At 34.3% G+C, this 15,244-nt stretch carries 14 protein-coding genes; 3 read left to right on the forward strand and 11 right to left on the reverse strand.

Features of this window, described 5'->3' with window-relative positions; all coding sequences use genetic code 11:
- Window positions 1-135 precede the first annotated feature (135 nt).
- The 8 genes from AC4G3N_RS15550 to AC4G3N_RS15585 all read right to left on the reverse strand — a co-directional run bounded on the left by AC4G3N_RS15550 (window position 136) and on the right by AC4G3N_RS15585 (window position 8,276).
- Complete coding sequence (locus tag AC4G3N_RS15550) at window positions 136-1,338, reverse strand: IS110 family RNA-guided transposase (protein ID WP_491089503.1); 1,203 nt, start codon at window positions 1,336-1,338, stop codon at window positions 136-138.
- Window positions 1,339-1,932: 594 nt separating this feature from the next.
- On the reverse strand, window positions 1,933-2,748 hold the full coding sequence (locus tag AC4G3N_RS15555; RefSeq protein ID WP_491090568.1) for an SMI1/KNR4 family protein: 816 nt from the start codon (window positions 2,746-2,748) through the stop codon (window positions 1,933-1,935).
- 682 nt (window positions 2,749-3,430) lie between these two features.
- The gene (locus AC4G3N_RS15560) at window positions 3,431-3,910 is read right to left on the reverse strand and encodes a hypothetical protein (protein ID WP_139892835.1); all 480 of its coding nucleotides are present in this window, start codon (window positions 3,908-3,910) and stop codon (window positions 3,431-3,433) included.
- Between the two features lie 225 nt (window positions 3,911-4,135).
- Window positions 4,136-4,639 (reverse strand): SMI1/KNR4 family protein, encoded by a 504-nt coding sequence (locus AC4G3N_RS15565; RefSeq protein WP_139892834.1) that lies wholly within the window; start codon window positions 4,637-4,639, stop codon window positions 4,136-4,138.
- Between the two features lie 284 nt (window positions 4,640-4,923).
- On the reverse strand, window positions 4,924-5,784 hold the full coding sequence (locus AC4G3N_RS15570; RefSeq protein ID WP_139892833.1) for an alpha/beta fold hydrolase: 861 nt from the start codon (window positions 5,782-5,784) through the stop codon (window positions 4,924-4,926).
- A 181-nt stretch (window positions 5,785-5,965) separates the two neighbouring features.
- Window positions 5,966-6,367 (reverse strand): CDI toxin immunity protein, encoded by a 402-nt coding sequence (locus AC4G3N_RS15575; RefSeq protein ID WP_066108619.1) that lies wholly within the window; start codon window positions 6,365-6,367, stop codon window positions 5,966-5,968.
- 623 nt (window positions 6,368-6,990) lie between these two features.
- The gene (locus AC4G3N_RS15580; protein ID WP_175354316.1) at window positions 6,991-7,446 is read right to left on the reverse strand and encodes a CarD family transcriptional regulator; all 456 of its coding nucleotides are present in this window, start codon (window positions 7,444-7,446) and stop codon (window positions 6,991-6,993) included.
- 290 nt (window positions 7,447-7,736) lie between these two features.
- On the reverse strand, window positions 7,737-8,276 hold the full coding sequence (locus AC4G3N_RS15585; RefSeq protein ID WP_066108626.1) for a GNAT family N-acetyltransferase: 540 nt from the start codon (window positions 8,274-8,276) through the stop codon (window positions 7,737-7,739).
- Window positions 8,277-8,810: 534 nt separating this feature from the next.
- Here AC4G3N_RS15585 and AC4G3N_RS15590 point away from each other — a divergent pair.
- A complete protein-coding gene (locus AC4G3N_RS15590; RefSeq protein WP_192796829.1) occupies window positions 8,811-9,470 on the forward strand; it encodes a nucleotidyltransferase domain-containing protein in 660 nt (219 codons plus the stop codon).
- A 197-nt stretch (window positions 9,471-9,667) separates the two neighbouring features.
- Here AC4G3N_RS15590 and AC4G3N_RS15595 read toward each other — a convergent pair whose 3' ends face one another.
- A complete protein-coding gene (locus AC4G3N_RS15595) occupies window positions 9,668-10,096 on the reverse strand; it encodes a stage III sporulation protein AH (protein ID WP_225983614.1) in 429 nt (142 codons plus the stop codon).
- A 290-nt stretch (window positions 10,097-10,386) separates the two neighbouring features.
- On the opposite strand from AC4G3N_RS15595, the gene AC4G3N_RS15600 reads away from it, so the two are divergent.
- Together AC4G3N_RS15600 and AC4G3N_RS15605 are read left to right on the forward strand one after the other, a co-directional pair.
- A complete protein-coding gene (locus AC4G3N_RS15600; RefSeq protein ID WP_139892831.1) occupies window positions 10,387-10,572 on the forward strand; it encodes a hypothetical protein in 186 nt (61 codons plus the stop codon).
- 200 nt (window positions 10,573-10,772) lie between these two features.
- On the forward strand, window positions 10,773-11,708 hold the full coding sequence (locus tag AC4G3N_RS15605; protein ID WP_139892830.1) for an SMI1/KNR4 family protein: 936 nt from the start codon (window positions 10,773-10,775) through the stop codon (window positions 11,706-11,708).
- Between the two features lie 511 nt (window positions 11,709-12,219).
- Here the strand turns inward: AC4G3N_RS15605 and yihA are convergent.
- Together yihA and lon are read right to left on the reverse strand one after the other, a co-directional pair.
- On the reverse strand, window positions 12,220-12,801 hold the full coding sequence (gene yihA, locus AC4G3N_RS15610; RefSeq protein ID WP_066108642.1) for a ribosome biogenesis GTP-binding protein YihA/YsxC: 582 nt from the start codon (window positions 12,799-12,801) through the stop codon (window positions 12,220-12,222).
- Entirely contained in the window at window positions 12,798-15,122 is a 2,325-nt protein-coding gene (lon, locus tag AC4G3N_RS15615; RefSeq protein WP_139892829.1) for an endopeptidase La, read from the reverse strand. Before lon ends, yihA begins: the two co-directional genes overlap by 4 nt.
- Window positions 15,123-15,244 lie beyond the last annotated feature (122 nt).

Consider the following 15,244-nt stretch of genomic DNA (forward strand, 5'->3'; position numbering starts at 1 on the left):
CTAAACCAGCTAATAGGTTGTCAATATCTCTCTGTATATTTCATTTTTTTATATGCTATACTGTTTTTGGGTATGCCAAATAACCCTCCAGTTTCTTTTTGGAAGGTTTTTCTTATGTTGGATAAATATCATTTCCTAAGCTAAATCTAGGAAATTCTCGTTCTTTTTCAATAAAGCATAAATCCAGTGAAGCAGCTTGTTGATACAAGCTACAATGGCAACTTTTGAAGGTTTTCCTTCTGAACGTTTTCTATCATAGAACTCTTTGAGCTTTTTATTTCTAGAGCCTCTTATCCCACATAAAACAGCTAAATACAAACTATGCCTTAGCCTACTGGATCCTCGTTTGGTTATACGATTTATGTTCGCAGTAAACTTACCAGATGAATAGACACTGGGATCTACTCCAGCGAAGGCCACTAACTTTTTAGGGTGATTAAACCGATCAATTTCTCCTATCTCCGAAATGATTGTTGCCGCAATCTTTTCACCGATACCAGGAATCGATTGGATAATCTTATATTCTTCTATTTCATTTGCCAGGGATACCATTTGGCTCTCTAAATCCGTAAGGTGTCCTTGGTAGTGAAATAAAATATCGATATACATACTAAGATTGATAAGATGGCTTTCATATCGCACTTTCTGAAAAGGATTTTGAGAAGCTGAATGAATGAGCTTTCTTGCCTTTTCTTTGGCCCACTGTACAGACCGACTGGGACAATGTTCTCGTATCCTATCTTCTAGCTCTTCCTTGCTAGCCCTTAGAACCTTCTCCGAGGTAGGGTATTCCTTTAATACCGATAAAGATACTTTCGAAAATAGATCCCCAAAAACCTTTCTATATTCAGGGAAAACCTGATCTAAAATCGTATGGAAATGCAATTTTGCCTCCACATACATATTCGTCATTATCTCTTGTTGTCTCGATAGATTCCGAATATTTAGAAGTTGAATTCCTCTCCTTTTTTGAGGTTCAAATTCTTCTTTATAATAGAGAACACATAATTGATACGCATCAAACGCATCAGTTTTCACCTTTCTTAAACTGGCCTTCTTCGCTTGATGAGAAATGATTGGATTCAATAAGATATAAAGTATGTCATTCTCTTCTAAGCATTGAACAACTGGGGTATGATAATGTCCTGTTGATTCCAATATAACCACAGGCATCTGCCCAGTTGTTTCCTTCATTTCTTCTAAGAAATAGATAAACTTCTCCAACTCTTCACGATTATGCTTAATCGAAAAACTTGTTCCATACGGCTTTCCTTTATCTAAAAAAGCCTGTACTTCACTTTCTTCTTTGGCTATATCTATACCCACAACTGGGTTCATTCTTTCTCCTCCTCTGATAAATTCACCAGTATCCCTATTTCCTCCAAGTAGTATTATAGCTTCGCTTGTTATACGAGATCTCAGTCCCAACCAGCCTCAAACATATTTCTACAAGTAGGGGGTGAACAGTTTAGCGGACGGGATCATTTGTCCCACTGCCCCTTACGTTCTACCCTGGCTACTGATAGATTAAATTCATATGAAAAAAGTTCAACCAGAAAGTTCTGGCTGAACTATATAATACGAACCTGCCCCTTTAGCTGCGTAGCAAAAAAGAGCCGATTACAGCCTTTGATAATGGAATAATGCCCCGTTAGTTCATTAAGAAACTGTCCCAAAGTATTCTTCGTGGGAACATACGGCTAATATACATTTATCATTATTGTAAAACATTAAGTCTTCTGGCAGTTCAGGACTAATCCAATCAAAAAGGGAGTGACAACGTTCTTTTAAAAAGTCTCTTGTAGCATTATTCATTTTAAAAGGCTGTTTTCGTAAGGATTGTTGCTAATGCCATAAAAAAGAGACAGCTTTTTTGCTGTCTCCGTTGTTTAACTAAAGCCCCGTAATTTATGAGACACGGATGTTCTCGTATTATTCTTCTAGTTCTTTTATCCAATCAGCAAAGTGTTCTAATGCAGGATCTTTTTCGATTTTTTCTACTGCTTTATTTAAAATAGCTGAATCAATAGTTTTGTTTTTTGCGGCGTAATAAAAATAATTTGCAGTTAACTCTCTGATCCATAATGTTCTATGTTCTATTAACTCTAATAAATATTTTTCAGCAATATCATCGTTCCGATTTATTACAAGATTCTGAAGAGCATCGTCAAATACTAGAATATCTTTGGATTGAACTGCTTTTTGGATTGCTTCAATTATCTCTTCATCTGGACGTTTCAACAACCTTGCTTCTTGCTCATCAGGGTGGAGGAGGAAAAAGAACACATCATCTTCAATATATAACCCCTCGATAAACTCATCGAAATTATCTGCTATTACAATATCCTCACCTGATTCATTCTCAAAATAAGTAACAGCTGGTTCCTCTTTATTATTACGATAATCAAGTGCAATCCATATTTGCCCATCACCATTTATGAGGATAAGCTCTTTAGGCATATTCCATTCTTCAGTCATTTCAGGAGTATGCAAGATGTTTCCAAACTCTTCACTCTCACCTACTCCTGCAATATAACTAAATTCGACAAAAGGCAGGTCTTCTATTGTTGTTCCTTCTTTTAATTTATAAGCATTAAAACGAATATTTCCCCCGTTTTGTTCTAATAAAAGATTCCTGTATGTCTTAGGAAGTTTATAGCCTAAAGTTTCTTCCGCTTTTAAAAGTTCAGCTTCCGGTAACGGATACTTGTCAAAATAATTATCGAAATTTTTAAGCCAAAATTTCATAATTTCCTCCTTGTCAAAATCTTATTATTGAAATATTCGACAAATTTCAAATAAAACCCTCTTACTGATTATTTAATATGGAGGAAAACTCTACATTTTTAATGAGTTTATGCCTTAATACTAACTTTTTTAAACTGCTATATCCAACAAACGCCGGTGGGATAATGGATCGTGATACATTGTTCCCACTCACAGGTAATAAGAACATTAATCCTTAAGAACAATGCCTCTTTTATCTGAATAAGCACTTTCACTTTGTTTGGAATGTAATTATTTATTAGGAACATCCTTTAAAAAAACTCTAAATTCTTTTTTTCTTCCTCGTCTTTTAATACCTAAAATATACATACTTCTTTTCTTATCATTTACAATTCTAATCTTATAACATCCAAATTTAGTAATAATGATTTTACTAATCACATCTAAAAATTCTTCCTTTGTGCCTTGAAATGACAGGTTTTTATAACCATTGCGGCCATAACCTGACTTCTAGTAATATAAAAAAACGTATAAGAATTCTTCATAGATTCCCCATCAACAAGTCCTCCATATCTTATTTTTACTAATGGATTCCTCGGATTGTTTTTTATAAATATATCTTATTTCTCTGTTTTTCTCCTTTCACTAACCTGCCCCTTTAGTTGCATAAGAAAAGGGGATGCATTCACAGACTTTTGACATATTAAAAATCACATTTGCCAAAACAATTACTAAAATCAACGAACTGATTTAGAAATTGTTTTATTTCACAAGTCATTTCTTTTAAGTCTCCATCAATTTCGTTCTTCGCTAAATAAACTCCATCTGATAAATAGTGAATTTCCATCTCCATCCATTCGCAGTCTTCTGGTAAATGCTGAATTAACTTGTCCATTATGGTGATAACATCATTTATATCTTGTTGTATGTAAAGGTAATCATTTAATAACCCCAATATTATCTTGGGGGGAAGGCCTTGTTCAACATCTCCTTTAATCAACTCTAATTTCAACATAAATTCCTCTATATTTAATTTGGAGGATAAAGACAAATCAATAATTTCATACGGTGGGTTTTCAAGGGTTTTAATTGCATTATCTGCCCACTTTATAATTTCTTGTACTGAAAAAATACCAATAGAGATTCCTACTCTATAGACTTCTGCCGTTAATTTTATATTCAAAATGAATCCCCTTAAAATTATTTAAATTCAACTACTTTTCGTCATTTCCTTCTTCAACTAACCTGCCCCTTTTTTGTCAAAACAAAAAGAGCTGCTCACAGCCCTCGATATTGGAGTATATCTATTCCTTCAATTCTACAAAATATATCGTTTATCCCTTCCTGGATTAACGCCCGAATTGTTCTATATGTACTGAAGAAATATTTTGTAATTCACTTGATTTTACTATTCCAAGATTATGCCATTTCTAAAGAACTCCACAAGAGAGTCAGCTACTTTTGCTTTACCGTGCTTAAGAATTTCATCTGGATTGTCTCCTACATCGTGATATATTTGAAATACAGGTGGGTTTTCAGAATCAAAATTAATAAAATAGGGGTCTCCAGAACCCGTTGGATCTCCGCCTATGCAGACATAACCTCTTTCTAAAATTTGTATACCTTGATATGCTTCAAAAGAGTAATCTATCATATGACTCGGCTGATATATTTCTACATATTCTATCCCATCATAATCTTCTTCAGGTTCATATGCTTGCCAACCAATTTCCATATGAATTAATGGAAGTTCGGAAATTAATTTACAATACCAACTTGGAATCTTACCCCCAAATTTGTCATTCAAAAGTTGGATTTCTTCTCTTGTAGCTGTTCTCCCTAAATATTTTTCACCTAATTTTTTTGCTTTTTCAATGAAGTTTTCGGCTTCTTGAAAAATAATTTCCGACATATAATCACCTCAAAATTTTATACAGCAAAAGTTGCTGTTCTTAACGACTTGTTTGTTTCTACTGTTGGAAATAAACAGGATGTGACCATCATATGTTTTAAATTCTTCACAGAACCCGGTTTAGCTCGTGACTAGTAAATGTTATCTCTAAAAATAGGATTTATAGGTGAATTATAACACCAGCTTACTTTAAGGGTAAATTGTTATTCAACTAACCTGCCCCGTTTCTACAATAAGGAATTCAACAAAAAAGAGCATTAATCCTCCTTGGATCAACGCCCCCATTAGCTTAATAAGGATTGGTGTTCCTTTATAAATAAATTATATTCTTCAATAAATTGTTGAGCTTCTTCTAAGAAAGGGTAATGATTACTTTTTTCAAAAATCACTAATTTTGAATTCGGTATTCCTTCCTCCATTTCAATAGAGTATAACACTGGACACTGTACATCATTTCTACCGCAAATTATTAAAGTTGGGGTTGATATAAACTCCAGCTTTTTCGTTACATCATAGACTTGTAATTCTCGGCTGAAAAAATCCATACGAATCGCAGACATTCCTTTACTAATGTTTAGACAAAAAAGCTCGTCATATTTTTCAGGGTCGAATAAAGATAGTTTCGTTCTTTCAATTTTTAGTTCTTTTCTTTTTTCTGATGATATACCTGAACGTTTCAATGTTTCATTAAGTTCTTGCATTCTGGTGAATTGGGAGTGTTTCGGATTATAAATACAATCTTTTGAGAATGTTATATATTCTCTTGCTGCAGCTCCGACAATCACATTAAATGTAAGAGATTTTGAAAAGTATATTCCGTAGATAATGCCTAACATACCCCCAGTTGAGTGCCCAGAAAATCCCCATTTATTAAAACCCAATTCTTCTCGAATAGCTTCTATATCAAATATTGTTTCCAAAAAACTTAGTTGATACGGTTCTTGTGCTTTCTCTGAATTACCTGCTTCTCTTAAATTTATCAAAAATACTTTGTTTGTTTTTGTAAAAGTCTCTGCAAAATAATCACCTGTCTGATTAAATTCTGCATAATGATGGGTAACACAAAGTTGTTCGCCTTCACCCTTTACAAATATTTCGAATACACCACGTGATGTTTTAAGTAAATTCCTTTCCCAATTCCCCAATAATATCTTCCTTTCTTATTAAACTGACCTGGTCTACCATAATAAGTTCAACAAGAAAGGTATTAAACCTTCTTCCGCTAAACTGCCCCGTTTCAACAATAAGGATTTCAACAAAAAAGAGCATTAATCCTTCTTGGATCACCGCCCCTGTTTGTTAAATAAGGATAAAGTCTTTGTTGACCTAAATCCACCCCACATTAACCGTATCATCATGAAAGAATTCAATAACATATTTCTGTGTAAGACAATAAATATATAAATCATTTCCTAACCAAACAATATCCTCAATATTACTTAATATTTCTCCAGTCAATTTAGTTTTTACACATGGATAACTATCGTATCCCCAAAAGATATATATAGGAATTGAAGTATCAAATCCTTTAGAAATTAGAAAGGATGGAATGCTCTTAATTTCTTGGTCATTTACTTCAACTCGGTTAACAATAGGATTCTCCCAGTCAATTCTGATCCAAAAAGCAATCAGGGAATTTTCAGAGAAATCTTCTACAATTGAATGACTGTTATTAGAACCTAGAATTTCAAATACTTCCGTATTCACAAACTTGGTTTTTTCATACATGATTTAATATTATTAGTTAACCTTTAATATGTTCCACAATAGCATTAAAATCCTTCTTGTACACGTTGCCCTTCAAAGGATTTAAACCCTCACCAGTAATCTTTACTATTGTTATGTAAATAAAATAAAAAATGGTTTCCTGGTCTGGAATCCATTTTTGTAGTTGACCATATGGTGTTACCAATTCGTTTCTCTCTTTAACGTAAAGAAGATAAACAATTACTATTCACTGTCTCAGATGATATAAAAAATTCTTAAAGATAGAGGTGAGATTGATTGTTTTTTCTTCTAGAAATAATGACTTAAATAATATATTGTATACCTAAAACAATGAAAGCCCTACCTCTCTTTCATCCTTACGGCTCCTTGTCCGTGCCAGTGTGAATCAGGATTGCAAAAATCAAGTGACTATTTTATCGAGTTATTTGATGAAACTTCAAACGTTCGTAAAATAAATTTAAATAATAAAAATGGATTAGATTGTAGAAATTACAAAAGAGGTTAATGCTCTAAAGGTGAGTTGGAGAAGTTGAATGTCTTTGAAAAGATTTATTTTAATAATAAACATATTTCCAAAAAATCAGGAAATTTTCGGGAAAGTAATCAATTTTCTTAAATTAACCTTAACAGAAACTTTTTATTTGATTTTCAGTAATACCTTTAATTAATCCCAGTTCACTAATCAAAAATTCATGTGCGTTATCTAACATTTTTTTTTCGCTTGTATTAAGTGCTTTTTCTTTCTTCATACGCATTAAATCACGTACAACTTCAGTACATTCTTGTATTTTACCCGTTTTTATTTTGTCCGTGTTCACTTTATACCTTTGTTTCCACGGCAGTAATCTATCTGATTCTCCATGATGAAAGATGTTTATGATGTGTTTTAATGCAATTATGTCAGTAACAGGGCGTATACTTGAACTCTTACCCGTAGGAATCATGACTTGCATATTACCGATTAACATTTTTATAACATAATACTGTTGTTTTTCCTCTGAGATTTCCTTTTCTTCTATGGCTTTAATTAAACCTACTCCATGCATTGGATAAACAATGTTATCGCCAATTTGAAACAAATAATCCACCTCCATATATGGTAACCTTCTTAACCTTAACATATATATCATTTTTTAGCAAATATTTAATAATATCATAATTTATTTTCCGTTGTCAACTACTTTTTTCTTAAAGATCAGAAAAAGCACTAACAATAGGAATCGTGTCGGATTACCAATAAAGGGAAGGTTGATTTTCCCACGTATATTCTGAAACCTCTACTAACCTTAATATTATTATTCTTTATAAAACCTTCCTGCGCAAATAACACAAAAAGCGACTGCCTTGTTTTGCAATCGCCCCCGTTAGCTTAATAAAGGTATCCTAATAAATCTAACTTGCCATTTTCCCATTTTATATTACCTACTTCTTTGATCATAAGCTCATTAATCTTTTCATGTCCTATTCCGTAAGTTGATTGATTTTCATCGTCAATTTTTAACCATTTACATTCATTATTTACAGACTTGAATCCTGCGTTTAAGTACAATTTTTTGTTATCTGCAAACAAGAGTAAAAAATCAACTAACTTCCCTTCACAGAAATCATTTATTTCAGAGAGCAGTAATGAACCTATTCCCTGTGAACGCTTGTTTTTTGATACACATAAATCGATGATACCAAGAACTCTTATTGGTTTCCCGTTTAAATTCATTACTCTATAATCCAAGCCCACATGACCGACAAGTTGATTAGTATCATCAATTACAATGAACCTAAAATGAGGTAACTGCTTAAAGTAAATTCTATCTTTTGGATATACATCTGTAAAACATTCTACTAATAACTGCCGTAATTTAGTTTCCAATTGACCATTAATTTCATATTCGTAAATTTTTACAATTTTCAATTCAGTTTCTCCTCATCAGTTTATCATTGGGATTAAAACTTATATTATATTTTTTCTTGAATAAACCTTCCCCTTTTACTTCAATAAGAAATTCAACATAAAAAGAGATTAATCCTTCCTGGATCAACGCCCCCTATAGTTTAAGTGTACTTGTTCACAAGCTTTTTATTATTTCTGGAATGCTGCTCCTTTAGCGGTATAATCCTTATCCTTAATCACAATGAGACATTCGCCAAAACAAACATAATCTTACTTTCTAAATAACTTATTGGTCCCAGATAACAATTACTTAAACAAGAATAGTGTTATTCCTTCTTCAATTAATGCACTCGTTAATTTAATAAGAGATGATTGAAATGTTTAATGATAATAGAGTTATTTAAAAATGAAACTTTCCCGCCTACCATTTATCGTGTACAGTTATAATAAAAAACTACAAGAAATAAGTCGATTGACTACAGTTACAGTTTTAAAATAGAATTATTTACGCTACTGCATTTACCGCGGCAAAATTAAATAAGGATGGTAATGCATATGATTGAAATGAACGATTGGCTTGAGCAATTTAGTCAAAAACTTATTCAACAATTTGGCGAGGAGATTGTCTTTATAGGATTGCAAGGAAGTAGAGCGAGGGAAGAGGCAAAGCTAGACAGTGATATTGATGTAGTGGTCATTTTTAAAGAACTGACGATTGATCGATTATTATCGTATGAAGTCGTTACCCATACGATGCCAAACCGTCATTTACTTTGTGGTTTTATTTCGGGTGTAGACGAACTCCAAGCTTGGGATAAATCGGATTTATTTACCTTTGTCTATGATACAAAAGCAGTTTACGGTAGCTTGGAATTTTTAAAGAAACATATTCAACCGGAAGATATCAAGCGATTTGTTCGAACAGGTGCAGGAAATAGTTATCATATGACTTTGCACAATTATTTGCACACAAAATCAGTAGAGGCAATTAAAGCTATATTTAAAAATGCACGTTTCGTAATACAAGGAAAGCAATTTTTAAAATCAGAAATATTTCAATCAGATATAGGGGAGCTTATTCTAAATGCAGAAGAGCTTGATCGACAAGTATTAAGCCGTTTTTTAGAGATTCAACAAGGTATGCCTGTTCATTTACAACAAGATACAACGTTAATTTTTCATTGGGCAAAGGAAACGTTACAAGCAATGAAATGATAAAGACAAAATTGTGCGTTTTTGAACAAATTTTAAAAGCCTTATTACATTTTATGTGTAGTAAGGCTTTTATTTTTCTGTATTAAAATTAAACGACTTTATTATCTTTGTACATATAGTTGCTTAATTCATAATAAAGTCGTTTGGTAATGGTAACATTCACTAGTGGTTTTCTCTTATTGAGCTAAACTGCCCCGTTAGTTCAATATGAAACTGTCCCAAATAGCTTCCTCCACTACAAAATATTCTTCGTGGGAGCATACAGCTAATATGCATTTATCATTATGGTAAAACATTAAGTCTTCTGGTAGTTCAGGACTAATCCAATCAAAAAGGGAATGACAACGCTCTTTCAAAAAGTCTCTTGTAGCATTATTCATTTTAAAATAAAAAACGTAGGCTGTATCTTCAGAAAGTCTTGTGGTTTCCCATTCTTTTTGTATTCGTCTTTCGATTAAATGTTCTTCAATATCGATTATTAAATTATCAATAAAGGCAAGACGCTCCTTTTCAAACTCCAATAAACGTCCATCTTCTACAAAAGCAAAGCGATTACAATTCCTTGAGAGTAAGTCTATTAATTGCTTATAACGTTTGCCCTTTATATTTTTATGTACCCATATCATATTAATCTCACCTGAACGCTACAATTTACCGTTTTTTGGGTTTCTATATAAATTCATCTTTAATATAATTCAATAAAATATTAATAAATTCCTTCTTCACTAACCTATCCCATTCATTCAAGAAGGTAATCCCCACCCAATTTTACCGCAAATGGATAGCAGCTCCCTTTTTATTCAAAGCAACAATATTTACGAAAAAGCCTTTTATAGAGATCTCAGCCTATTAACAAAGGATATTTACAATTAATTACATATGAATTATGCTTTATTTACAGAGGAGGTGTTAGAGATTGAGCACAAACACATTTTTCATTCGATTTTCCATCAGCATACTTCTTATTTTCGGAGGAACATTTACAATCCGTTATTTTAGAACAGGTGAGCTTTTAATCGATCAAATAATGGGAATAGCCGCCGGTTTACTTATTTTAATTGCATCCCTCGTATGGAGAAATAAATCCAAGCAATCCACATAATAGACGTTTGACAGATTTACGCATACAATCCTTAAAAAGATTCTCGAATTTGATGATTCTACTTCATTTGTTTACTTCAATTCTCATCTTCAGACCACTCATTTCTTTCGCTTTTTATAAATCAATTCTTAGCATATTAATAAAATTACGTTATTTCTCTGACATGTCATAATAATTTGGAAAAATCCTTGGAGGAAACAATGAAGAAAGTAATAAATAAGATTAATCCCAAGATTGAAGTAGCCGGAGTGTCATTAATTGAATTAAAGAAAACAGAACGAACACTTGGCGCTACCTTTCCAGAAGAATACAAGGAACTCTTTCTAGAAACAAATGGTGCAACATTCGGAGAATGGACTTTGTACTCGATTCAAGCTAATGAACAATTAGCCTTTACAATGGATATTGTTAGGCAAAATCAAGAGAACCGGCCTAAAAATATGCCTGATGAATTTATTTGTATTGGTGACCATATCAATGGAAATAATCTCTGCTATCGAATTCGAAAAAGATTTATGCAAGAGCTGATTTTTCTATGGGATGATAAAAAAGGAAAATGCGAATGTAAGGCTTCAACTTTAAGTGAATTTATTGACTGGTATGTACCGAAAAAGACAAATAAGCCTAAAATCTTAGGCACATTTACAATCGAAAGTGGGAAGTTAATTGTTACGGACCCATGTTACGATAAAGATGAAGAAGACCTGCAAGTCTTACTTCTAAATGTGAAAAATGGAAAGTGGACAGCATATGTTACACACACTGATGAGGAAGCAGTACAAAATTTGTTCGTATATTATGGTGAAAAGAAACCAAGCGGGAGATGGCATGATTGCGCTCAAGCAATAGCGGTTGATTCAGCACAAGCAGGAATCTTTGATTTTGACGTTTTTCAAAAAGATGAAACAATCCCATATGAACTGATAAATACCCATGATATAGAGATAGATGAGGCTAGCTCAAAATACTATGTAGTATGCTGTGATATGACTGATACAGATGAACAAGCCGGAGTGGTTCCTGGAGGTGCGGTTTCTATGTCTGGCTATGGTGATGGAATGTATGAAGTCAAAGTGAAATATAATATTTTCAAACAGGTTGTTGGCGTAATGATTACTTTTGAGGATGAGGAATAATACAAAGGTCAGACCATCTTATACAAGTATAGGGAGATAAAGTGATTACTGATCAAAAAAGAGAAGTCGCCAGGATATGGTTCGATGAATACTTTACGAAAGGTAATCTTGAACTCTTAGATCAGCTTACAGATTCACATTTTATATTCCACTCAAGAAATACAGATAACCCAAAAAATGATATGAGAGAATTTATGAACTAGTATAGGAATGTTTTTCAGGATGATGAATGGATAATAGATGATTTAATAGAACAGGGAGAAAAGCTAGTTGTCCGTTATACCGGCTGGATGACCTATAAAGGTGGTTGGTTTAACATTCCTTCGGATAACCAACGAATCAAAGAAACAGGTATCATGATATTTAAATTTAGGGAAGGAAAAAATAGTGATGCTGCCATCCTTTATGAATTAGGGGCTTTACCAAAAAATACTCATCAGAGCTTCTGATATTAGAATATACATATGAAAAGAGCTGCATAACTAATATGCAGCTCTTTTCACATCAATTTTTATATTCGCGCCTGTATGGCATTCCAGGCCGTATCTTTTCCAAGCCCAGTCTCCGAAGAGAACAAAATCACTTCGTCACTTTCGATAATATTCAGTGTGTCTTTCACGACTTTTAGATGCTTTTGCCATTTACCTTTTGGAATTTTATCCGCTTTGGTTGCAATAATGATACAAGGTATCTCATAATGCTTAAGAAAATCATACATCATTACATCGTCCACAGACGGTTTATGGCGCAAATCAATGATTAAGAGCATAGCACGTAAAGGCTCACGTGTCGTAATGTATGTCTCAATCATCTTACCCCATGCTTCACGTTCGGACTTGGATACTTTCGCATATCCATATCCCGGTACATCGACGAAAAATAATTGCTCATTAAGCTTATAAAAGTTCAATGTTTGTGTTTTACCCGGTTTAGATGAAGTACGGGCCAAACCTTTCCGATTGATCATTTTATTAATAAAAGAAGATTTTCCTACATTTGAACGTCCAGCTAGAGCGAACTCCGGAAAACCATCTGTTGGATATTGTTCCGGTTTAACAGCACTCATCACAATCTCTGCTTGAGTAATTTTCAACTTTCTCCACCTACCAATGCATGTTGCAGCACTTCATCAAGTTGTGATACAAATACGAATTCTAATTCTTCACGAACACTTTCAGGAATATCATCAATATCTCTCTCATTATCAATCGGACATATAACTTTCTTTAGTCCTGCACGATGAGCACTCAATGACTTTTCCTTTAATCCCCCAATCGGCAATACACGACCACGCAAAGTTATTTCACCAGTCATCCCTACTTCCTTACGGATCGCTTTACCCGTAAGCGCTGAAATTAAGGCAGTCGCTATAGTAATACCTGCGGAAGGACCATCTTTTGGAACAGCTCCTTCAGGAACATGAATATGAATATCATATTTCTCATAGAAATCCTTGTCAATCCCAAAATCTTCAACCTTGGAACGAACATAGCTGAAAGCAGCCTGCGCAGATTCTTTCATGACATCTCCAAGTTTACCCGTCAACACAAGTTTGCCCTTACCTGGTGATAAAGAAACTTCAATTTGAAGGGTATCACCGCCAAATGTAGTATAAGCAAGTCCAGTTGCTACTCCAACCTGGTCTTCACGCTCTGCTTCGCCATGACGGAAATACGGTTTACCCAAAAATTCAGCCACTACTTTTTCTGTGACAATAACTTTTTTCTTCTCACCTGAAACAATAATCTTGGCTACTTTCCGGCAGATTGCCGCCAATTGCCTTTCCAAAGTACGAACCCCAGCTTCTCTTGTATATTGCCTGATGATTTTGATAATCGCATCATCCTTCATTTGAAGCTGGCTTCTTGTCAATCCGTGAGCTTTGATTTGTTTTAGCATCAGATGATCTTTAGCAATATGGAGCTTTTCAATTTCCGTATAGCCGGAGAGATTAATAATTTCCATCCGATCACGTAGAGGTGCCGGAATCGTTGCTAAATCATTGGCTGTAGCAATAAACATTACATTGGAAAGATCGTAGGTTTCCTCAATATAATGATCGCTGAAAGTATTGTTTTGCTCCGGGTCAAGAACTTCAAGCATAGCTGAAGATGGATCCCCCCGAAAATCGTTGGACATTTTATCAATCTCATCCAATAAGAAAACCGGATTAATGGTTCCCGCTTTTTTCATCCCTTGTATAATACGGCCAGGCATAGCCCCCACATACGTACGGCGATGTCCGCGTATTTCTGATTCATCTCTTACTCCACCAAGAGAAACCCGGACGAAATTACGGTTCAAAGACTTAGCTATGGATTTTGCCAAACTAGTCTTACCTACCCCTGGAGGTCCCGCAAGGCAAAGAATTGGTCCTTTTAAGGAATTCGTAAGCTTCTGAACAGCCAAATATTCAAGCACGCGCTCTTTCACCTTTTCAAGACCATAATGGTCTTTGTTTAAGATGTTCTCAGCTTTTCTAATATTCAGATCATCCTTCGTTGCTTTCGACCAAGGAATTGCAATCAGCCACTCAATATAATTACGAATGACCGCACTCTCTGCAGATGTTGCCGGAATCTTTTCATAGCGGTCCAGCTCCTTAAGTGCAGTTTCCATGACATGAGCCGGCATGCCCGCTTCCTTTATCTTCTCAGCAAATTCAGCAATCTCAGCAGCCTTACCTTCTTTGTCACCGAGCTCTTTTTGGATTGCTTTCATTTGTTCGCGTAGATAATATTCCTTTTGTGTTCGCTCCATTGATTTTTTGACACGCAGACCGATTTTCTTTTCGAGATTCAATACTTCTTTCTCGTTATTGATTAAACTGATTACTTTGTTTAATCTTTCCTTGACATCAATGGTCTCAAGTATTTCCTGCTTGTCCTTCAGCTTAAGCGGCAAATGTGATGTAACAATATCGGCCAGTCTGCCGGGTTCTTCTATATCAACAGTTGAATTATATGTTTCTGTTGTGACCTTTTTTGAGATTTTTATGTACTGTTCAAAGTAATTTAATAAAGTTCTCATCAAAGCTTCTGTTTCAGGATCCTTCTCTACTGGATCTTCAATAATTTCGAGCTTCGCTGTAAGAAAATCACTATCATCCTCATAGGAAACCATTTGTGCTCTAGATAAACCTTCTACCAACACTCGAATTGTCCCATTTGGGAGTTTAAGCATCTGTTTTACTTTAGTGAGTGTACCCATTTCATACAAATCATCTTCACTGGGCTCATCTGTAGAAGCTTCCTTCTGAGTAGTTAAAAATATCAAATGGTCATCTACCATCGCTTTCTCTAGCGCCTGAACAGATTTTTCCCTTCCAACATCCAGATGGAGAACCATCGTTGGGAAAACAAGCAATCCGCGAAGCGGCAGGAGGGGAACGTTTTTGTCCATAGTGTTTGCCATTTGTTGCACCTCCAAAACATGCTAATATATGTATTATTCATTGACCTTTTACCAATTTTATCGTATTTACTGGTTTGTGTCTATTTGGGACGATAAACGAAACCATGTTACTTGTTTTCCCT

This window comes from Bacillus sp. z50 (assembly GCF_058313585.1).